The 20,437-nt window shown below is 71.9% G+C and carries 15 protein-coding genes; 7 read left to right on the top strand and 8 right to left on the bottom strand.

From position 1 onward, the window contains the following. Positions 1 to 15 precede the first annotated feature (15 nt). The 5 genes from CP982_RS31690 (at position 16) to CP982_RS31670 (ending at position 6,533) form a co-directional block, all read left to right on the top strand. Positions 16 to 675 (top strand): DUF3000 domain-containing protein, encoded by a 660-nt coding sequence (locus CP982_RS31690; protein ID WP_150513579.1) that lies wholly within the window; start codon positions 16 to 18, stop codon positions 673 to 675. A 287-nt stretch (positions 676 to 962) separates the two neighbouring features. Continuing rightward, the gene (locus tag CP982_RS31685) at positions 963 to 1,625 is read left to right on the top strand and encodes a response regulator transcription factor (protein ID WP_030687574.1); all 663 of its coding nucleotides are present in this window, start codon (positions 963 to 965) and stop codon (positions 1,623 to 1,625) included. Positions 1,626 to 1,703: 78 nt separating this feature from the next. Beyond that, complete coding sequence (locus CP982_RS31680; protein WP_150513578.1) at positions 1,704 to 2,987, top strand: ribonuclease D; 1,284 nt, start codon at positions 1,704 to 1,706, stop codon at positions 2,985 to 2,987. A gap of 190 nt (positions 2,988 to 3,177) precedes the next feature. Then, a complete protein-coding gene (locus CP982_RS31675; RefSeq protein WP_150513577.1) occupies positions 3,178 to 4,404 on the top strand; it encodes a thiolase family protein in 1,227 nt (408 codons plus the stop codon). Further along, positions 4,401 to 6,533, top strand: coding sequence for a 3-hydroxyacyl-CoA dehydrogenase NAD-binding domain-containing protein (locus CP982_RS31670; RefSeq protein ID WP_150513576.1), 2,133 nt, complete (start codon positions 4,401 to 4,403; stop codon positions 6,531 to 6,533). Before CP982_RS31675 ends, CP982_RS31670 begins: the two co-directional genes overlap by 4 nt. 75 nt (positions 6,534 to 6,608) lie before the next feature. Here CP982_RS31670 and CP982_RS31665 read toward each other — a convergent pair whose 3' ends face one another. After that, on the bottom strand, positions 6,609 to 7,643 hold the full coding sequence (locus tag CP982_RS31665; protein ID WP_150515805.1) for a PLL family lectin: 1,035 nt from the start codon (positions 7,641 to 7,643) through the stop codon (positions 6,609 to 6,611). Between the two features lie 123 nt (positions 7,644 to 7,766). Between CP982_RS31665 and CP982_RS31660 the strand changes: the two genes are divergently transcribed. Further along, entirely contained in the window at positions 7,767 to 8,138 is a 372-nt protein-coding gene (locus CP982_RS31660) for a PIN domain-containing protein (protein WP_150513575.1), read from the top strand. 364 nt (positions 8,139 to 8,502) lie between these two features. On the opposite strand, the gene CP982_RS31655 is transcribed toward CP982_RS31660, so the two are convergent. From CP982_RS31655 to CP982_RS31635, 5 genes are all read right to left on the bottom strand, one after another. After that, complete coding sequence (locus CP982_RS31655) at positions 8,503 to 9,576, bottom strand: C40 family peptidase (protein WP_150513574.1); 1,074 nt, start codon at positions 9,574 to 9,576, stop codon at positions 8,503 to 8,505. Between the two features lie 26 nt (positions 9,577 to 9,602). Beyond that, a complete protein-coding gene (locus CP982_RS31650) occupies positions 9,603 to 10,085 on the bottom strand; it encodes a poly-gamma-glutamate biosynthesis protein PgsC/CapC (protein WP_030682587.1) in 483 nt (160 codons plus the stop codon). Continuing rightward, positions 10,082 to 11,860: a poly-gamma-glutamate synthase PgsB gene (gene pgsB, locus CP982_RS31645; RefSeq protein ID WP_150513573.1), complete on the bottom strand. Its 1,779-nt coding sequence runs from the start codon at positions 11,858 to 11,860 to the stop codon at positions 10,082 to 10,084. Before pgsB ends, CP982_RS31650 begins: the two co-directional genes overlap by 4 nt. Positions 11,861 to 11,866: 6 nt before the next feature. Beyond that, positions 11,867 to 14,104: a HAMP domain-containing protein gene (locus CP982_RS31640; RefSeq protein WP_150515804.1), complete on the bottom strand. Its 2,238-nt coding sequence runs from the start codon at positions 14,102 to 14,104 to the stop codon at positions 11,867 to 11,869. A 288-nt stretch (positions 14,105 to 14,392) separates the two neighbouring features. Next, a complete protein-coding gene (locus tag CP982_RS31635) occupies positions 14,393 to 15,592 on the bottom strand; it encodes a CapA family protein (RefSeq protein ID WP_150513572.1) in 1,200 nt (399 codons plus the stop codon). Between the two features lie 119 nt (positions 15,593 to 15,711). Between CP982_RS31635 and CP982_RS31630 the strand changes: the two genes are divergently transcribed. Further along, the gene (locus CP982_RS31630; RefSeq protein ID WP_184925294.1) at positions 15,712 to 16,683 is read left to right on the top strand and encodes a hypothetical protein; all 972 of its coding nucleotides are present in this window, start codon (positions 15,712 to 15,714) and stop codon (positions 16,681 to 16,683) included. Positions 16,684 to 16,754: 71 nt separating this feature from the next. Here the strand turns inward: CP982_RS31630 and CP982_RS31625 are convergent, their stop codons facing one another. Together CP982_RS31625 and dxs are read right to left on the bottom strand one after the other, a co-directional pair. After that, positions 16,755 to 18,278, bottom strand: a complete 1,524-nt coding sequence (locus CP982_RS31625; protein WP_150513571.1) for an amino acid permease — start codon at positions 18,276 to 18,278, stop codon at positions 16,755 to 16,757. A gap of 157 nt (positions 18,279 to 18,435) precedes the next feature. Next, the gene (gene dxs / locus CP982_RS31620; RefSeq protein ID WP_150515803.1) at positions 18,436 to 20,364 is read right to left on the bottom strand and encodes a 1-deoxy-D-xylulose-5-phosphate synthase; all 1,929 of its coding nucleotides are present in this window, start codon (positions 20,362 to 20,364) and stop codon (positions 18,436 to 18,438) included. Positions 20,365 to 20,437: the final 73 nt, after the last annotated feature.

The following is a 20,437-nucleotide window of genomic DNA, read 5'->3' as shown; positions in this document are numbered from 1 at the left end:
CTTAATGTTCCCCGCATGGCTGCGGCTCAGGGACAACGGTCGGACGGCGCTGGCGAGATGGACGGAGCGCAGGGGACGGTGGCGGACACGGCGCCGCCGCCGTTTCGCGCGGCGGTCGACGCGCTGCGGGAGACACGGCTGCGGCCGCAGGTCGAGATCGACCCGACGCGGCCGCCGCAGCGGCTCGCGCCGTTCGCGTACGCCTTGGAGGCGGCGGTCGTCGACGAGGACGAGGACCTGGCGGACGGGCGTCTGGTGCTGCTGCACGACCCGGCGGGGCACGAGGCCTGGAAGGGCACGTTCCGTCTGGTGACCCTGGTGCGCGCGGAGCTGGAGCCGGAGATGGCGGCGGATCCGCTGCTTCCCGAGGTGTGCTGGTCGTGGCTGACCGGGGCGCTCCAGGCGCGGGGGCTCTCCTGCGGGGAGCCGAGCGGGACGGTCACGCGGGCGGGCTCGCACTACTTCGGCGGGCTCGCGGAGCGGCCGCCCGCCTCGCAGATCGAGATCCGCGCCTCGTGGACGCCGCGGGAGGGCGCGGGGGGCGTACCGGACGCGGGGGCGCATCTCGCGGCGTGGTGCGATCTGCTGTGCCAGGTCGCGGGCCTGCCGCCCGCGGGGCCCGTGGACGGCTCGGTGGTCACGCTGCCGCAGCGCCGGGGTCCGCGCCTCAGCTGAGCCCGCGCGGGCAGTGCCGGGGCGTCACTCGGAGCGGCGGTCGGTCCGTCGCACGGGTTGGGGGCGCGTGCGCCCGCTTGACGCGCCGGGTGCGCCATACGCCCAGGTGAATCGTCGGATGATCGATCGCATGTCCGAATCGCCCCGAATTGTTACTCACCAAATCGTGATCATCCCCTAAAGGCCGAGACAGGAGGTGCCGAAGAGGTCTGTGACCTTGAAACATACGGTTCGCCCCGGCTTCATCCCCGAGCCGCCCCGTCCCGCCGCCATCCCCAGGAGGCCTGGTGTCCGTTCTCCTCGAGCAGCCCGCAAGCCTGGTCGCCTACCGCCCGAACAAGCCGACCGCCATGGTCGTCGTGGCCGACCCCCGAGTCCGCTCCACCGTGACCCGCCATCTGTGGGCCCTCGGAGTACGGGACGTCATCGAGGCCTCGTCCATCGCGGAGGCTCGTCCCCGCATCGGCAACCCCCGCGACATCTGCGTCGCGGACGTCCACCTTCCCGACGGCTCCGGCCTGACCCTCCTGTCCGAGACCCGCGCCGCGGGCTGGCCCAACGGCCTCGCCCTGTCCGCCGCCGATGACATCGGCGCCGTACGCAACGCCCTCGCGGGCGGCGTGAAGGGGTACGTCGTCACCGGCACCCGCACCAACGTCGGGCTCCCCACCCGTCCCGGTGCCGCCCCCATCGGCTCCGCCGCCGCCCGCATGCACCGCCGCCCCCCGGGCGCCCCGAGCCACCCCGGTGGCTACCGCGAGCTGTCGGGCCGTGAGGTCGAGGTCCTGCGGCTCGTCGCCGAGGGCCAGTCCAACAAGGCGATCGGCGTCTCGATGGGCCTGTCCGCACTGACCGTGAAGAGCCACCTCGCCAGGATCGCCCGCAAGCTCGGCACCGGAGACCGAGCCGGAATGGTAGCGGTGGCCCTCCGCACCGGAATCATCCACTGACTGATTTACACCCCCTGCGCGCCCGTCGACGTAACGTTCCGTCGACGGGCGCCGTCCGTTCACAGATACCCTTGACAGGTGACCGACGCCCAAGAGACCGCAGCAGACAGCTCACTGCGAACCACCGGAGGCGCTCCTCCGGACGAAGGCGTCAAAGGCGTCTCCGTCGACGGGACACCCACCCCCCTGCTCGAACCGCGCGACGGCATCCCGCCCGTCGTGGCCGACCAGGACGCGCTCGCGCAGGTCATCGCGGCATTTGCCGCCGGTACGGGACCGGTGGCCGTGGACGCCGAGCGCGCCTCCGGCTACCGCTACGGCCAGCGCGCCTATCTCGTCCAGATGCGCCGCGAAGGCGCCGGGACGGCGCTGATCGACCCCGTCGCCTGCCCCGATCTGTCCGGCCTCGGCGACGCCCTCGCCGACACCGAATGGGTGCTGCACGCAGCCACCCAGGACCTCCCGTGCCTGCGGGAAATAGGCATGATTCCGTCGCTCATCTTCGACACCGAGCTGGCGGGGCGCCTCGCCGGATTCCCGCGCGTCGGACTCGGCGCGATGGTGGAGGGCGTCCTCGGCTACGTCCTGGAGAAGGGCCACTCCGCCGTGGACTGGTCGACCCGTCCGCTGCCCGAGCCCTGGCTGCGGTACGCCGCCCTCGACGTGGAGCTCCTCGTCGACCTGCGCGACGCCCTGGAGAAGGAGCTCGACCGGCAGGGCAAGCTCGACTGGGCCCGCCAGGAGTTCGACGCCATCGCCAGTGCCCCGCCCGCGCCGCCCCGCAAGGATCCGTGGCGGCGCACCTCCGGCATGCACAAGGTGCGGCGCCGCCGTCAGATGGCCGTCGTACGGGAGCTGTGGACGGCCCGCGACCGGATCGCGCAGCGCCGTGACGTCTCGCCCGGCAAGGTGCTCAGCGACGGCGCGATCGTCGAGGCCGCCCTCTCCCTGCCGTCGACCGTGCACGCCCTGACCGCGCTGCCCGGCTTCGGGCACCGCATGGGGCGCCGCCAGCTCGACCAGTGGCAGGCCGCGGTGGAGCGGGCCAAGGCACTGCCCGAGGCGGAGCTGCCGCAGCCCGGTCAGGCCGTGACCGGACCGCCGCCGCCCCGCTCCTGGGCGGACCGGGACCCCGCGGCCGCGGCGCGGCTCTCCGCGGCACGGGCCGCCGTCTCGGAGCTCGCGGAGCGGCTGAACATGCCGCAGGAGAACCTGATCACTCCGGACACGGTGCGGCGCGTGTGCTGGGAGCCGCCCGCGCCGGTCTCGGTGGAGACCGTCTCCGCGGCCCTCGCCGCCCACGGCGCCCGCGCCTGGCAGATCGAACAGGTCGCCCCGGCCCTGGCAGCGGCCCTCGCCTGACCTGCCCTCGCCCGACCCCTTCCGCCCCCTGGCCCGCCGCGACCGCGGCGGGCCTTCTGCCGTCCACCCGTCGGCGGCCCACATGTGACATGGACCTCCCCGGGGCCACCCTTGGCCTACTAGTTACCGGTAAGTAGCATGACCCCAGGAAGCGCGCCGCAGGCGCACCGCACCCTGGAGGAGAGCCATCGTGCCTCGTACCGTCAGGGACGTCGTCTTCGTCGACGGCGTCCGCACCCCGTTCGGCAAGGCGGGCCCGAAGGGCATCTACCACGAGACCCGCGCCGACGACCTGATCGTGAAGTCCATCCGGGAGCTGCTGCGCCGCAACCCGGGCCTGGACCCCGCCAAGATCGACGAGGTCGCCGTCGCCGCCACCACGCAGATCGGTGACCAGGGACTCACCCTCGGCCGCACGGCCGGGATCCTCGCGGGCCTTCCGCAGTCCGTGCCGGGCTACTCCATCGACCGGATGTGCGCGGGCGCGCTCACCGCCGTGACGGCGACCGCCGGGTCGATCGCCTTCGGCGCGTACGACGCCGTGATCGCCGGTGGCGTGGAGCACATGGGCCGCCACCCGATGGGCGAGGGCGTCGACCCGAACCCGCGGTTCGTGAGCGAGAAGCTGGTCGACGAGTCCGCCCTGTTCATGGGCATGACCGCCGAGAACCTGCACGACCGCTACCCCTCCATCACCAAGCTGCGCGCCGACGAATACGCCGTGCGCTCGCAGGAGAAGGCCGCCAAGGCGTACGCCAACGGCAAGATCCAGCAGGACCTGGTGCCGATCTCCATCCGGAACACCAACTCCGAGGTGGGCGAGACCGGTTGGGGCCTGGCCACCCAGGACGAGCCGATGCGTCCGGGCACCACCCTGGAGAACCTCGCGGGCCTGAAGACGCCGTTCCGTACGCACGGCCGCGTCACCGCGGGCAACGCCGCCGGTCTCAACGACGGCGCCACCGCCTCGATCATCGCCTCCGAGGATTTCGCCCGCGAGAACGGCCTGCCGGTCAAGATGCGGCTCGTGTCGTACGCGTTCGCCGGCGTGGAGCCCGAGGTCATGGGCTACGGCCCGATTCCGGCCACGGAGAAGGCCCTCGCCAAGGCCGGGCTCGGCATCGGCGACATCGGCCTGTTCGAGATCAACGAGGCCTTCGCGGTCCAGGTGCTCGCCTTCCTTGAGCACTACGGCATCGCCGACGACGACGCGCGCGTCAACCAGTACGGCGGCGCCATCGCCTTCGGCCACCCGCTCGCCTCCTCCGGCGTCCGTCTGATGACGCAGCTGGCCCGGCAGTTCGAGGAGCAGCCGGAGGTCCGCTACGGCCTCACCACCATGTGCGTCGGCTTCGGCATGGGCGCGACGGTCATCTGGGAGAACCCGCACCACAAGGACGCCGGAGGCGACAAGTGAGCACCACCACCGCTGAGCTCCTGAAGGGCGCCGCCGAGCTGTTCCCGGACGAGGTCGTCACGCAGGCGCACGTACGCCACCTCGACCTGCCGTTCGGTGCCGGGCGCTTCGCCCTGATCACGCTCGACAACGGCTTCGACCACACCAAGCCGACCACCTTCGGCCCGCAGTCGCTCGCGCACCTGAACGCCGCGATCGACCAGGTCGAGCAGGAGGCGGCCGAGGGCACGATCGTCGGCGCCGGCGTCACGGGCAAGCCGTTCATCTTCGCCGTCGGCGCCGACCTCAAGGGCGTCGAGCTGCTGAAGCGGCACGAGGACGCGCTGGCCATCGGCAAGGGCGGCCACGACGTCTTCAAGCGCCTGTCCGCGCTCGCCGTACCGACGTTCGCGTACTACAACGGCGCCGCCATGGGCGGTGGCGTCGAGGTCGGGCTGCACTGCACCTACCGCACGGTGTCGAAGGCGCTGCCCGCCTTCTCGCTGCCCGAGGTCTTCCTCGGCCTGGTGCCGGGCTGGGGCGGCTGCACGCTGCTTCCGAACCTGATCGGCGCCGACCGCGCGGTTTCGGTCATCATCGAGAACTCGCTGAACCAGAACCGGCAGCTCAAGGGCAAGCAGGTCTTCGAGCTCGGCATCGCCGACGCGCTGTTCGAGGGCGCCGACTTCCTGGAGCAGTCGCTGCTGTGGACGGCCTCCGTCCTCAAGGGCGACGTCGAGGTGGCCCGCGCCGACGTCGACCGCGGCGAGGCCTGGGACGCGGCGGTCGCCCGCGGCCGCGCCATCGCCGACTCCAAGGTGCACGGCGCGGCCCCGGCCGCCTACCGCGCCCTGGACATCATCGCCGCCGCGAAGGACGGCGACGCGGCGAAGGGCTTCGACGCCGAGGACACGGCGCTCGCCGACCTCATCATGGGCGGCGAACTGCGCTCCGGCATCTACGCGTTCAACCTGGTGCAGAAGCGCGGCAAGCGCCCCGCGGGCGCGCCGGACAAGAGCCTGGCCCGGCCGGTCACCAAGGTCGGCGTGGTCGGCGCCGGTCTGATGGCCTCGCAGCTCGCCCTGCTCTTCCTGCGCCGCCTGGAGGTGCCGGTCGTCCTGACCGACATCGACCAGGAGCGCGTCGACAAGGGCGTCGGCTACGTCCACGCCGAGATCGACAAGCTCCTCGGCAAGGGCCGGATCAACCAGGACAAGGCCAACCGCCTCAAGGCCCTGGTGACCGGCGTCCTGGACAAGGCCGAGGGATTCGCGGACGCCGACTTCGTCATCGAGGCCGTCTTCGAGGAGATCGGCGTCAAGCAGCAGGTGTTCGCGGAGGTGGAGGCCGTGGCCCCCGCGCACGCGATCCTGGCGACGAACACCTCGTCCCTCTCGGTGTCGGAGATGGCCTCGAAGCTGAAGCACCCCGAGCGGGTCGTCGGCTTCCACTTCTTCAACCCGGTCGCGATCCTCCCGCTCCTGGAGATCGTGCGCGGCGAGCAGACCGACGACGCATCCCTCGCCACGGCCTTCGGCGTCGCCAAGAAGCTGAAGAAGACCGCCGTTCTGGTGAAGGACGCCCCGGCGTTCGTCGTGAACCGCATCCTCACCCGCTTCATGGGCGAGATCCAGAACGTCATCGACGAGGGCACCTCCGTCGAGGTCGCGGAGAAGGCGGTCGAGCCGCTCGGCCTGCCGATGTCCCCGCTGGTGCTCCTGGAGCTGGTCGGCCCGGCCATCGGCCTGCACGTCTCGGAGACGCTGAACCGCGCCTTCCCGGACCGCTTCACGGTCTCGCCGAACCTGAAGGCCGTCGTCGAGGCGGGCAAGCGCGGCTTCTACGTCTACGACAGCGGCAAGCCGGAGCTGGACCCGGAGGTCGCGGCGCTCCTGAAGCAGGGCGAGAAGGTCCTCACCGAGGAGCAGGTCCGTGACCGCGTCCTGGACGCGGTCGCCCAGGAGATCGGCCTCATGCTGGACGAGGGCGTCGTCGCCGAGGCGCAGGACATCGACCTGTGCCTGATCACCGGCGCGGGCTGGCCCTTCCACCTGGGCGGCGTCACGCCGTACCTGGACCGCGAGGGCGTCAGCGAGCGCGTGAACGGCAAGCGGTTCCTGGAGCAGGGAGTCGCCAGCGTCCCCGCGTGACGCGGAGACCTGACAGGGGCCCGGACCGCCGACCGGCGGTCCGGGCCCCTGTGCGTGTGCGGGCGGGCGCGGCCGTCAGCGGCCGGTCAGCGGCCGCTCCCACGCCTTCAGGGCGAGGCCCGGCTCGTCCTTGCGGTAGGTCAGGCGCAGGTCGTCGGTGCCCGGGACGAAGGTGGCGGCGACGATGCGGCCCGCGGCGTCCTCGCCGAGCGCGAGCCGCGCGTCCACCGGCAGGGCCGGGCCCGACTCGGTCCACCAGGCGCCCGCCGACTCCAGCTCGGTCGGGTACGCGGCGAAAGCGACGCGGCCGCTGTCCGCGCGCTGGGCCAGCAACGTGCAGTCGTACCCGTCGAGTTCGCAGCGCAGGGCGGCGACGGGCCCGGGGCCCGCGGCGCGCAGCAGCCGCGCGGGCTCCTCGTCCCCGCGCCAGGCGCACACGTCGCCCTCCTCGTCCGTGAAGAAGAGGGTGGTGTGCTCGGCGGAGGTGGCGAGCGCCCGCAAGGTGCCGGGGCGGGCGCGGACTTCGAGCGGCTCGTCCATGACGGGGACCTTGCCCGGGCCGCTCTGGCGCCAGCGCAGGATCGTGTCCGGCGTGCTCGCGTACGCCACGACGCGGCCCGACTCGGCGGTCACCACGGCGAGTTCGCCCCGGACGTCCTGGCCCTTGAGGTCGCGCCAGGGCCCCCAGCCGCCCGCCTGCTTCTGCCCGCGCATGCTCACTCCGCCGCCCCTGTTGGGTACGAACACATGGGCGCGGCCCTCGGCGTCGACGGTGACGGCGGGGGTGCCGGTGCGGTCGCCCTTCTTGTTCGGGTGGCCCAGCGGGTTCCAGTCCAGGGCGGCGAGGTGCGGCTGGAAGTGCGTGGAGTGGACCAGGCCCGACTCGCCCGGGACGGTGGGGCGCCAGGCGACCAGGTGGGCGTAGGCGTCGGCGCCCTGGGAGACGGCGAGCACCGGGTGCACGCGCTGGTCGCCGCCGACGACGCGCGGGGCGGTCCAGGCGCCGCCCGGGGTGCGCTCGGTGCGGCACTCGACGGCGGTGCCGTCCGGGCCGAAGGCGTACACGCAGAGCCGGCCGTCGCGTCCGCGTGTGAGCCAGTCGCCGTTCACGGCCGATGAGGTGGGGGCGGGGGCTGGGGGCATGCGGCTTCCGGGGCGAGGGGCGGGTGCGGTGAAACCCACTCTAATGGGCGGGGGCCCAGGGGCCGCACCCGGGCGTGCGACCCTTTCCGCATGGAGAGAGTGACCCTGGTGGTCGATGCCGCGAACGTGGTCGGGTCCGTGCCGGACGGGTGGTGGCGGGACCGGAAGGGGGCGGCCGAGCGGTTGCGGGACCGGCTCGTTCCGTATGCCGAGGGCGGTGTGGACGGGGTGCCCGGGCCTCTCGACGTGGTGCTCGTGGTGGAGGGGCAGGCCCGGGGGGTCTCCTCCGTGCCCGGGGTGCGGGTCGAGTCCGCGCCCGGCAGCGGGGACGACCACATCGTGGAACTGGTCGCCGGGGCGGCGGGCCCCTGTGTCGTCGTCACCGCGGACCGGGCCCTGCGCGCCCGGGTCATCCCCCACGGCGCCACCTGCGTGGGCCCCCGCACGGTACGCCCGGCCTGACCGGCCCCTGCCCCACGGCCGAGCGGCACGTGCCGCGCCGCGGGGCGTCCCCCTGCCGACAGCCCCGGCGAACAGCCCCGCGCTGCGCGCGTCCGGCGCAGTCCCACCCACCCGCCCCCACCGGGGCCGCACGGGTGGGCGGGTGGGAAAGAGCCGCCGCGGTAGCGGTGGCACCACCCACCCGCCCGCAGCGCTCCGCGTCGGGGCCAAGCCCGGCAAGGCCGGGGCCGCAGGGCGGGCGGGTGGGAGAGGACCGCCGCGGTAGCGGCGGGGGCGCGCACTGCGCGGTAGCGCCCCGCGCCGGGGCCAGGCCTCGCGGGGCCGGGGTGGCCCCCACCCCGGCCCCGCCGCTCCAGCGCCGCCGCTACAGGCGCTTCGCGCTGCGGAGGGTGGAGGCGTAGTACCCGTTGCCGTCGAGCCGCGACGTCCCGCCCTTGTCGCCGATCGTCGGGCCGTTGACCTCTTCCCGGCTGGAGATGAAGATCTTGTGGCCGTCCGCGTCGTGGCCGAGGAAGATCCCGACGTGGTCGAGCCGCTGCTTCGTACGGGCGTCGAGCTTGAAGAAGACCAGGTCGCCGGGCTGGATGACGTCGATGGTCTTGGGGCGGTCGGCCGCGCCGACGCCCTTCAGCTTGATGACCTCCGTGCCGGCCTTGCCGCGGGCCATGCCGTTGGCCGTGCGGGGCAGGCCGTCACCGGCGGTGTCGGAGGACATCAGGGGGTAGCGCGCGCGGTAGCCGAAGACGGTGCGGATGAAGCCGGAGCAGTCCATGGCGCGGGCCCGCTTGGCCTCGGGCTGGATGGTGGTGCCGTCGCGGAAGGTGTACGGGATGCCGAGGTAGTCGTAGAAGTCGGACTGCTCCTCGCGCAGGTCGTTGCCCGCGCTGCCGTTGGGGTTGAGCGGCCCGAAGTTGGCGTCTCCGCGGTAGGCGATGCCCTCGTCGTCCTTCTTGACGGGCGCGCCCTCGACGTACTGGAAGGCCATGGCGAAGATGTCGTCCTCCTCGCTGCCCGCGAACTGCTTGTACCAGTCCTTGAACCACTTCTCCTTCTCCGCGCCCTTGCGCCAGACCTCCGGCATCAGCCGCACCCAGTCCTCGGTGACGACCCGGGACTTGGTGTTGGCGGGCTCGGTGAAGGTGCGGCTCGGCCCGGTGAGGGTGGCGGCGCGGGCCCCGTCGGTGAAGGTGGCGAGCACCTTGCCGCCCTCGGTGCGCAGCACGGAGCGGTCGGGGTTGCGCAGCCGCTCCCAGGTCTGCTTGCCGCCCTGCGCCGAGGCGCCGTTGCTGAGGCGGCCGGGGCTGTCGGTGACGGCCTGTACCTCGGGCGCCTTGTCCTGTTCGTCCTTGCGCAGTTCGACGGTCAGGAAGGCACTGCCCGCGAGCAGGGCGAGCACGGTCGCGGCGTGGAGGGCGGGACGCTTCTTCTTGGGCGGCATGTGAGGCTCCGGAAGTCAGGCCGAGGTCAGGCGGACGGCATGAAGCCGAGGAGAATCCCGGCGGTGAGGACGACGTAGGCCATGAGCGTCACCGAGCCCGTGGCGAGCAGGGTGGGGCCCTTGGGCTGGCGCACGAGCTGGTAGGCGATCAGGCCCGGCACGATGAAGCCGAGGGTCTGGTTGCTGTACATCAGCGGGAACTCGATGGAGAGCACGATCATCACGGTGGCCTGGAGCACCACGCCGGTCAGGACGACCGCGGCGAACAGGCGCTTGCCGTACAGGATGATGAAGCGCTGCATGAGGAGCGTGCAGACGTACGTCAGGACGGTGACGCCGACGACCATGGCGGCGCGCTGGAGGTCCTCGACGAGGGTCAGGGCGAGCCAGCCCGGCGTGATCATGCCGCCGGGCGAGAGGTTGGTCGTCAGATAGCAGACCAGGGAGAAGAGCAGCCCGAGCGCGATCCCGATCGCGGCGATCTCGGGGGTGAGGACGGAGGGGATCAACGGGGCTCTCCTGGACTGTGCCACTGCTGTGTGTCGTCGGCGGCGGGGGTGACGGGCGGGACGCGCGGCTCGAACAGGCCGCGGGGCTCGGAGGGCTGAGGGGGCTCGGGTGCGTGCGGCACCTGCTGGTGCGGGTACGCCTCGTACGGGGCGGGCTCGTACGCGGCCTCCTGGCCGTAGGGCGCCTGCGGCGCGTAGGCGTCCTGCTGCGCGTGGCCCTGGTGGCCCTGCGCCGCGTACGCGTCGTACTGCTGGTGCTGGTGCTGGTCGTAGCCCTGCTGCCCGTACTGCGCCTGCTGTCCGTGCTGGGCGTACTGCTGCTGGTCGTAGCCCTGGTGCTGCTCGTACTGCTGCTCGTACTGCTGCTGGTACGCCCCGTACGGCTGCTGCTCCGCGGTGCGCTGGGCGGGCACGTGCACGGGCGCGGCCGGGGTGAGCTGGTGGTGGGCGTAGCGGTTCTCGTACGCCTCGGGGTAGTGCTGGTACGGGTCGATGTGCGGCTCGTACATCGGCGTGGGCTGGGTCCGCTCCACGACGCCCTCGGCGGCAGCGGCGGCGGGCGCGGCCGCCGGGGCCTGCGCGGGGTCCTCGCTCTCGTCGGCGGGGAGTTCGGCGAGGTGCTCCAGGAGCACCTCGCCCTGGCCGTGGATGTTGCCGATGGCGACGAGCGAGGAGTCCTGGCCGAGCTGGCCGAGCAGCTGCCCCATGAACTCCTCGGGGTCGCGCCGGTCGCCGCCGAGGTCGACGGCGCGCGAGCGCCACTCGGCGGGGATGGCGTCGATGGCGCTCTTGGCGGGGTGGCCGATGACGAAGACCTTCTCCGGCTGGAGGTCGGGGATGATCTCGCCCATCTGGCCGTTGCGCTCGACGCGGTCGGGGCGGCAGTTGATGACGACGTTGAGCGGCCGGTGGATGGCGCCGAGGTCGAGCAGCTGGTTGATGTTCATCAGCGTCGACTCGGGGTCGTTGGCCGCGAAGACGTTGGCGAAGCGGAGCTTCTTGTTGTCCTCGGTGACGTACCGCTCCACGGAGAGCACACCGGGGTCCGGCGGCGCGTCGTACATGCCCTGGAGGGCGACCTCGCGGCCGACGCCGAGGAGTTCGGCGACCTTGAGCGCGATCGCCACGTTCTCCTTGAAGGTGAACCAGCTGAAGCCGCGCAGCTCGTCGTCGGTGACCGTCTCGGGGTCGGCGTAGATCAGCTCGCAGTTCCGGGCCTCGGCCTCCTCCTTGAGGATGTCGAAGCGGTCCTTCTCCGCGGTGACGCAGATCCCGTTCTCCGGCATGGAGCGGGAGAGGGAGCGCGCCACGTCGTCCAGGGTCGGACCCATCTCGGCGAGGTGGTCCTCGCGGACGTTGCAGAGCACGCCGATGGTGGAGCGGATCAGCTTGGACTGGTTGATCTCCTGGAGCGCGGGCATGACCGCCATGCACTCGATGACCAGGGCGTCCGGGTTGTACGCCGCCGCGCGGCGCACGATGCCGATCTGCTCGACGACGTTGGCGATGCCGAACTTGCGGTAGACCGGCTCCTCGGTGGCGTCCGGGTGGATGAACCGGGCGGCCGTGCCGGTGGTCTTGGCGACGGTGGTCAGGTCGCCGCCGCGCAGCGCGCCCGCGCACAGGCGGGTGATGGAGCTCTTGCCGCGGATGCCGTTGACCAGCACCCGCGTCGGTATGTGCTCCAGGTTCGTGAAGTGCCGCCGCTGCTCGATCACTCCGGCGACGAGCAGGACGGCGCAGCACACCACGAGGACGGTGAAGAGGAAGTACACGGCGGTTCAGTTCCTTCCGGCGAGCGGCGCCGACACGCCGTCCCGCTTGCGCTGCGCGCCCGTGGGCAGCTGCTGCCTGATGAGCTCCAGGCTGCGGGTGACGGCGCCGACCTCGTCGTGGTGGACCGGGTACAGGACGGTCTTGCGGTCGCCGTCGGCCAGTGCCTCCGCCTGGTCCGCGAGCTTGCGCAGCGGCCGTACGACGACGATGTGCAGCCAGCCGAGACAGGCCGCGGCCGCGGTGACGCCGAGCATGCCCGCGAGGACGGTGCGGTTCTGCAGCGTGTACGCGGGGATCGGGAGCTGGGAGGCGGGCTGCCAGCTGACCACGGTCCAGCCGAGCGCCTTGGCGGCGCCGCCGCCGACGAACGGGGCCGCGGCCGCGATCTGGATGTCGCCGCCGTCGCGGTAGAGCACACCGCTCGGCCGGGGGCTGAGGCCGACCTTCTGGCTGGTGCCCTCGACGAGCGCGTTGAGGCGCCCGCCGGGCAGGCCCTCGAACTCGAAGTAGCCGGTGTTGCCGCCGATGACCTTGCGGTCCTTGTCGACGACGCGGACCGCGCCGAGGCCGGGGCGCTTGAGCAGCGAGTTGAGGAAGTCGATGCGGAACTCGCCCACGACGGCGGCGCCGCCGCGGCCCGGCACCTCGGCGGTGCCGATGATCACCGGCTCCTTGCCGCCGTCGTCGAGCACCCGGATGGCCTCGTCGGACGGCTCCTTGCCGGAGGGGCTGCGCGGGTCCTGGCCCGCCTTCGACAGGACCTTGCCGTCCTTGTCGAGGACGTACAGGGACCGGTAGCGGCTGTGCTGGTTCAGGGTGCTTTCGAGGACCTTGCCCATCTGGTCGGGCTCGGTGCGGGCGCCGATGAGGGAGGCCACCGAGGTGAGGTCGGCGTGGCCCTCGTTGAGGGCGCGGCGGACCCGGTCGGTGAGGGTGTCGGTGCGCTCGCGCTGGTCGTTGACGAGCTGCTGCGGCACCTGGACGTCGTCCCCGGCGCGGTTGATCAGGAGCAGCAGCGGTGCCGACCAGAGGAGCAGGAGCACGCCGCAGACCGCGACGAGGGTGCGGCTGCCGAACCTGCGGCGGCGCGCGGGGGTCTCGCCCGCCGCGGCCGGTTCGCCGAGGAGCTGGCGCCGCAGCCGTTCGAGGGCGGCGCCGATGCGGGCGGCCTCGCCGGACTTGGGCACGGTCACCGGGCGGTTCAGGTCGCCGCGGGTCAGGCGGCGGCTCTCCAGGAAGAGCCGGATCAGCGGGCGCTGCACGGTGCGCAGGAGCAGGAAGACCGTGACGCCGCCGATGAGCAGCAGGGCGCCCGCGGCGATCAGGCCGAACGCGGAGCTCTCGGCCCGGTCCTCGTCCTCGGCGACGGGCTGCATGGCGACGACGCTGAGGCCGAGCCGGGTCGCCACGGTCTGCTCGCCCGGCTCGGGGGCGGCCAGGGTGGCGTAGCCGGCGACGGACCGCTCGGAGAGGAAGCTGTCGCCGATGAGGTAGCCGCTGACGCCCTTGTAGCCGCCGGAGCCGGGCTCCTTGGACATCAGCGGGTGCTGGCGCGACTTCTTCGCCGCGGCCTTGGCGAACGCCTTGAGCTGCTTGTTGGACTGCTTGACCTCCTTGCGCTGGAGGTCGGTGAGCACCTGCTCGGGCTCCGGGATGCCGTCGGTGCTCAGGAGGTTGCCGTCCTGGCCGACGACGGCGATGGCGCGGAAGTTGCCGAGGCTGATGCCGGGGAAGCGCAGGCTGGTGGAGGCGACGAGCAGCTGCTGCGGCTGGCCCTTCCAGCTGAGCACGGCGAAGGCGAGCAGACGGGTCTCGCCGTTCTCCAGGCGGACCATGCGCGGCTGGAGGCCGTCGTCGTCCTTGAGCTTGGAGCGGTCGATGGCGGCGAGCGGCACGTTCTCGCCGCGCGCGGCGAGCAGCTTGCCGGACCGGATCTCGACGACGGCGGTGCCCATCCACTTCTGGTAGACGCTGCCGATCTTGTCGAGCACGGCGTCGGCGGGCACCGGGTCGCCGGCGCTGAACAGGCCCGCGGTGCGGGTCAGGTCGGTGACGGACTCGTCGATGGAGGCGCGGAGCGCGATGGCGCCGTCCTCGGCGAAGTGCTGCTGGGACTGCTTGACGGCCTTCGGTACCGCGTCCTGACCGACGCGGCCGAGGGTGAGGGCGGTGATACCCGCCAGGGCGAGGAGCAGGACCGACAGCACGGCGATCGGCGGGCGGATGCCGCCGATGAGTGACATGTCGGTCCTTCGGCGGACCTTGTGCCGCCGCTTCGTGGGCGAAGCGGCCAAGGGGGAGCTCCTCTCCTGGAGTGACACGGTCGTGACACTGAGTACGGAATCGACAGGGCGGGCGCACGGCGGCGCCCGGGCGCACGCGAGTGCGATCGGAAGGTCTTGACCCGCGGGAGGCGGGAATGGATGTACGAGGTTGGCAAGATGTGACCTACGTCAAAGATCACTCTCTTGCCACCTCGTGGGCAGCCGCTCCTCCATGACCTGGCGTTAAACCAGGCTTCACGGAATGTTTCAGTCCGGCAGGTCTTCCAGGGCCTTGAGGCCGTCCTGGCCGGCGCCGCGGTTGAGGAGCGTGCCCTGGGTGCGCTCGAAGGCGAGGCGGTAGCGCGAACGCCGCTCCTCGCTCAAGTCCTTGCCGTCACGCAGCGTGGCCGCGACATCGAGCAGCCGGTGGTCCTTGACGGCGCCCTTGGGCAGTTCCCCGGTCTCGTCCGGGTCCGGCGGGATCTCCGTGAAGGTGGGCACGTACTTGGCGTCGATGTCCCACTTGCCGCCGCGCTTGGAGAAGGTGAACCAGCCGATGGCGCCCTCCTCGGTCAGTCCGCTGGGCACGTCGTGCCGGGCGACCTGGTTGCCGAGTCCGTACGCGATCCAGGTGTCGCCGATCTTCTCCATCGGCTGGACCACGTGCGCGTGGTGGCCGATGACCAGGTTGATCCCGGTCTCCTCCGCGATGCGGCGGGCGAGCTTGATCTGCGGGGTGCTGGCGTTGGGCTGGTTCTCGCGGCCCCAGTGGATGCTGAGGATCACCACGTCGGCACCGGCGGCGCGGGTGGCCTTCTCGGCCGCCGCGATCTTGTCGAAGTCGTTCTGGTTGACGATCCAGGGCTTGTCCTTGGGCACCTCGCGGCCGTTGAAGCCGAAGGCGAAGGCGATCTGCCCGACCTTGACGCCCTTGACGGTGGTGATCAGCGGCTTCTTCGCCTCGGCCGCGCTGCGCGCCGAACCGGTGTGCTTCAGACCCGCCTTGTCCAGGGCGTTCAGGGTGCGCGTGACGCCCTTGGGGCCGTGGTCGAGCGTGTGGTTGGACACACTGGAGCACTGGTCGTAGCCGACGCCCTTGACCGCCGTGGTGATCTGCGGCGGCACCAGGAAGTCCGGGTAGCTCTGGAAGGGCCCCTCCGGCTTGCTCACGACCGGCTCGAAGTGACAGATCCCGAGGTCGGCCTTGCTGATGACGGGCTTGATGCCGGCCAGCATCGGGCCGAAGTCGATGCCCTTCTCACCCTTGCCGGTCACCTTGGCGTCCTTGCGGGCCTGCTCGGTGAGTTGGGGGTGGATGAGGATGTCGCCCGCGGCGGCGACGGTGAACGAGGGGCCGCCGTCGGAGGCCTTGTCGTCATCGCCGCCGAAGGGGCCGCACGCGGTGCCCGCCAGAAGGGCGAGCGAGGCTGCGCAGGTCGTTATTAGCCTGCGGGAGGGACGTGTCATCACGAGGATATCTTTATACAACCATGACTCACCCTCCAATTCGGTCGATAACAAACGCAAAGCGGCGCCGAGTTCGTCCCCTCGGCCGGCTCACCGGGGCCGCCCTCGCGCTCGTCGCCGTGGCGAGCCTCACGCAGTGCGGCTCGCCGTCCGACGAGGAGCGGCGCCCCGCCGCGTCGGACGGGACCCGGTCCCCGGAACACGAGCGCTCCTCCCCCGCGCCCTCGACGCCGGGCGGCCGCCCCACCGACGCGGACGGCAGCGACGAGGAGGACCTGGAGCGCCTGGTCACCGACTACACGTCGGACTTCGCCGCGGACACCGGCTACCGGCGCCCCACGGCCGTCGAGCGCCGCAAGGTCGCCGAGGGCGTCGCCCTGCTCGTCGGCCGGAAGCGGGAGCGGGCCGAGCGCCGTCTCTCCGACGTGGACTTCACGGTGCGGACGATCACCGACGCGGCCACCGGACGCCGGTACGCCGAGGTCACCGACCGCTCCGACCACGCCCCCGCGCCGCGCGGCTGGGGCCGGGTCTACGTGGACCTCGACTCCCCCGTGCGCTGGTCCGCGCAGGTGCCGCACCCCGTGGCCGACAAGAACACCGAGCGGCTCGGCGTCCAGCTCATGCGGCGTTCACCGGGCGGCGTGCTGATCATCGCTGGCGCACATCGCAAAGCGGGCCGCGGCAACGAGGCGGATGTGGCGCACCGGCGGAGGAGCGTGTTCCACGCCATCTGCGACGAGCTGGCGCGGCGCGGTCTGCCCGGCATCCAGATCCACGGCATGGCGGACGACTCGGCGCCGGACCACGACGTGGTCGCCTCCACCGGCAAGGGCCGCGTGGCCGTCGCCGCGGGCCGCGACCTCGCGGACGCGCTGCGCCGCCGGGGCTACGAGGTCTGCCGCGCCTGGGCCCGCTCCTGCCCCCTGGAAGGCCGCACCAATATGCAGGGCCGTGACGCCGCCGAGCAGGAGACCGAGTTCCTGCACGTGGAGTTCGCCCCGAAGCTGCGCGGGGAGCGGAAGCACCGGCGGGCCGCCGTGGCGGCCATGGCCGAGGTGACGCGGGGCTGGCGGCGGGCGGGATCGTAGCCGCACGCACTCCGGCCCCGTAGGTCCCGTTCCGACGGGACCTACGGGGCCGGAGTGCTACGCGGTCCCGGTCACTCGGTGTCGCGGCCCGGCGGGCGCAGGACCTCGCCCACGCTGGTCTCCTCGTGCTGCCCGAGGCGGCTGTGCGAGCGCCCGTAGAGGAAGTAGACGACGACGCCGAGGAGCATCCAGCCGGCGAAGCGGACCCAGGTCTCGGCGGGCAGGTTGAGCATCAGCCACAGCGAGGCGGCGACAGAGGCGATCGGCAGGACCGGCACCCACGGCGTGCGGAAGGAGCGGTGCAGATCGGGGCGGGTGCGCCGGAGGATGATCACGCTGACCGCGACGATCACGAAGGCGAAGAGCGTGCCGATGTTCACCAGCTCGGCGAGTTCGCTCAGGGGGGTGAACCCGGCCACGACGGCGATGATCACACCGAGGAGGATGGTCGGCCGGTGCGGGGTCTTGAAGCGCGGGTGGACGCGGGAGAAGAACCGCGGGAGCAGCCCGTCGCGGCTCATCGCGAAGAACACCCGGGTCTGGCCGAGAAGCAGGATCATGCAGACCGTGGTCAGGCCGACGGCGGCGCCGAAGCTGATGAAGCCCGCGTACCAGGGGTGCCCGGTGGCCTTGAAGGCGTCGGCGAGCGGGGCGTCCACGGACAGCTGGCTGTAGTGCTGCATGCCGGTGACGACGATCGACACGGCCACGTAGAGCGTCGTGCAGATGAGCAGCGAGCCCAGGATGCCGCGCGGCATGTCCCGCTGCGGGTTCTTGGTCTCCTCCGCGGCGGTGGCGACGATGTCGAAGCCGATGAAGGCGAAGAAGACGACCGAGGCGGCGGTGAAGATGCCCAGCACGCCGAAGTTGGACGGCGCCCAGCCGAACATCAGCTGGATCAGCGGGGAGTGCAGGCCGCTGCCCGCCTCCACGGCCTGGGACTCGGGGATGAACGGGTCGTAGTTGTCGCCCTTGATGAAGAAGGCACCCGCGACGATCACCACGAGGACGACGATCACCTTGATGGCGACGACGATCGAGGTGATCCGCGCGGAGAGCTTCATGCCGAGCACGAGGATGCCGGTGAGCACCAGGACCAGGGCCGCGGCGAGGATGTCGAAGCCGAAGCCGTCGGCGCCGTCCCTGCCGCTGAGGGCCTCCGGCAGCTGCCAGCCCGCGTTGTCGAGCAGCGAGGCGATGTACCCGGACCAGCCGACGGCGACCACCGCCGTGCCGAGCGCGAACTCCAGGACCAGGTCCCAGCCGATGATCCAGGCGGGCAGTTCGCCGAGCGAGGCGTACGAGAACGTGTACGCGGACCCGGCCACGGGGAGCGTGGACGCGAACTCGGCGTAGCAGAGCGCGGCGAGGGCGCAGACGACGCCGGCCACGACGAAGGCCAGGGCCACGGAGGGGCCCGCGTTGTTCTTGGCGACGGTGCCGGTGAGCACGAAGATGCCGGTGCCGATGATGACGCCGACGCCGAAGACGGTCAGATCGAGCGCGGACAGGGATTTCTTGAGCGCGTGCTCTGGCTCCTCGGTGTCGAGGATGGACTGCTCGACCTTCTTCGTCCGGAAGAGGGTGCTGCTCACTGGCGTACCTCCCACGCGAGTCGTGTTCGACATCTTCGAGAGGGGAGGTACTCCGAGTGCCCCGGCGCGGGCCGATTCACGCGAAGGGACCCGAAACCTGCGGCTGTCCGGGTGGTTCACCGGGCGGGTGGGGTGATGGCCCACCCGCCCGGGCGGGTCAGTCGCGGACGGGCTCGACGGAGTCCACGGCCGCGCGGCCGCGCTCGACGCGCCCGTCGAGCTTGGCGACGAGGCCGGTGACCTGACGGGCGATGTCCGGCGCGGTCAGCCCGATCTCGGCCATGACCTCCTTGCGCGACGCGTGGTCGAGGAAGCGCGGCGGGATGCCGAAGTCGCGCAGCGGCACGTCCACGCCCGCGTCCCGCAGCGCCTGCGAGATCGCCGAACCGACGCCCCCGGCACGGGAGTTGTCCTCGACGGTGACGACGACCCGGTGCTGCTCCGCCAGCGGCGCCATCGCCTCGTCGACCGGCTTGACCCAGCGCGGGTCGACCACGGTCGTGGAGATGCCCTGCTTGTCGAGCAGGTCGGCGATCTCCAGACACATCGGGGCGAGGGCCCCGACGGAGACCAGGAGCACGTCGGGCCTGGGCGCGTCCGGGCGGCGCAGCACGTCCATGCCGCCGACGCGGGCGACGGCCTTGACGGCCGGGCCGACGGCGCCCTTGGAGTAGCGCACGACGGTCGGGGCGTCGTCGACCTCGACGGCCTCGCGCAGCTGGAGGCGGACCTGGTCGGCGTCGCGCGGCGCGGCGATGCGCAGCGTGGGCACGCACTGGAGGATCGACATGTCCCACATGCCGTTGTGCGAGGCACCGTCCGTGCCGGTGACGCCCGCGCGGTCCAGGACGAAGGTGACGCCGCACTTGTGCAGGGCCACGTCCATCAGGAGCTGGTCGAAGGCGCGGTTGAGGAAGGTGGCGTAGACGGCGAAGACCGGGTGGAGCCCGCCGGTGGCGAGCCCCGCGGCGGACACGGCCGCGTGCTGCTCGGCGATGCCGACGTCGTAGACGCGGTCGGGGAACTCCTCGGCGAAGCCCTTCAGGCCCACGGGCTGGAGCATGGCGGCGGTGATCGCCACGATGTCCTCGCGCTCGCGGCCGAGCTTGACCATCTCCTCGCCGAAGACGGACGTCCAGTCCATGCCGCCGGCCGCGATGGGCAGACCGGTGTCGGGGTGGATGGGGCCGATGCCGTGGAAGTGGTCGGCCTCGTCCTGCTCGGCGGGCTTGTAGCCGCGGCCCTTCTCGGTGATGCAGTGCACGATGACCGGGCCGTTGAAGCGCTTGGCGCGGGCGAGCGCGGACTCCAGGGCCTCCATGTCGTGGCCGTCGATGGGGCCGACGTACTTCAGGCCGAGGTCCTCGAACATGCCCTGCGGGGCGATGAAGTCCTTCAGGCCCTTCTTCGCGCCGTGCAGCGTCTCGTACAGCGGCTTGCCTACGACGGGGGTGCGCTCCAGGAGGTCCTTGCCGCGGGCCAGGAAGCGCTCGTAGCCGTCGGTGGTGCGCAGGGTGGCCAGGTGGTTGGCGAGACCGCCGATGGTGGGGGCGTAGGAACGCTCGTTGTCGTTGACGACGATGACCAGCGGGCGGTCCTTGGCGGCGGCGATGTTGTTCAGCGCCTCCCAGGCCATGCCGCCGGTGAGGGCGCCGTCACCGATGACGGCGACGACGTGGTCGTCCTTCTTGAGGACCTCGTTGGCCTTCGCGATGCCGTCGGCCCAGCCGAGGACGGTGGAGGCGTGGCTGTTCTCGATCACGTCGTGGTCGGACTCGGCGCGCGAGGGGTAGCCGGACAGGCCGCCCTTGCCGCGCAGTCCTTCGAAGTCCTGGCGGCCGGTGAGCAGCTTGTGGACATAGGCCTGGTGGCCGGTGTCCCACAGGACCTTGTCCCGCGGCGAGTCGAAGACGCGGTGCAGGGCGATGGTCAGCTCGACGACGCCGAGGTTGGGGCCGAGGTGGCCGCCGGTCTTGGAGACTGCGTCGACGAGGAAGCCGCGGATCTCGGTGGCCAGCTGGTTCAGCTGCTCCGGGCTGAGCCGGTCCAGATCGCGCGGTCCCGTGATGCGGGTCAGCAGCGGCACCCGTGCCTCCTTGCAGTAGAGCGTGTAGCGCTGTTCGAGCATTGCCGGGCCTGTCGAGTCTAATGTTCCGCCG

Source organism: Streptomyces spectabilis, assembly GCF_008704795.1.
GTDB classification, from domain to species: domain Bacteria; phylum Actinomycetota; class Actinomycetes; order Streptomycetales; family Streptomycetaceae; genus Streptomyces; species Streptomyces spectabilis.
Note: the sequence above shows the minus strand (reverse complement) of the source record. Positions and strands in the feature narration are given on the sequence as shown.

Excerpts from the sequence above, each read along its gene's own strand:
- CP982_RS31660 (WP_150513575.1), top strand. The coding sequence starts at position 7,767 with ATGGAGAGAGTGACCCTGGTGGTCGATGCCGCGAACGTGGTCGGGTCC.
- CP982_RS31690 (WP_150513579.1), top strand. The coding sequence starts at position 16 with ATGGCTGCGGCTCAGGGACAACGGTCGGACGGCGCTGGCGAGATGGAC.
- CP982_RS31640 (WP_150515804.1), bottom strand. The coding sequence starts at position 14,104 with ATGTCACTCATCGGCGGCATCCGCCCGCCGATCGCCGTGCTGTCGGTC.
- CP982_RS31655 (WP_150513574.1), bottom strand. The coding sequence starts at position 9,576 with ATGCCGCCCAAGAAGAAGCGTCCCGCCCTCCACGCCGCGACCGTGCTC.
- CP982_RS31635 (WP_150513572.1), bottom strand. The coding sequence starts at position 15,592 with ATGACACGTCCCTCCCGCAGGCTAATAACGACCTGCGCAGCCTCGCTC.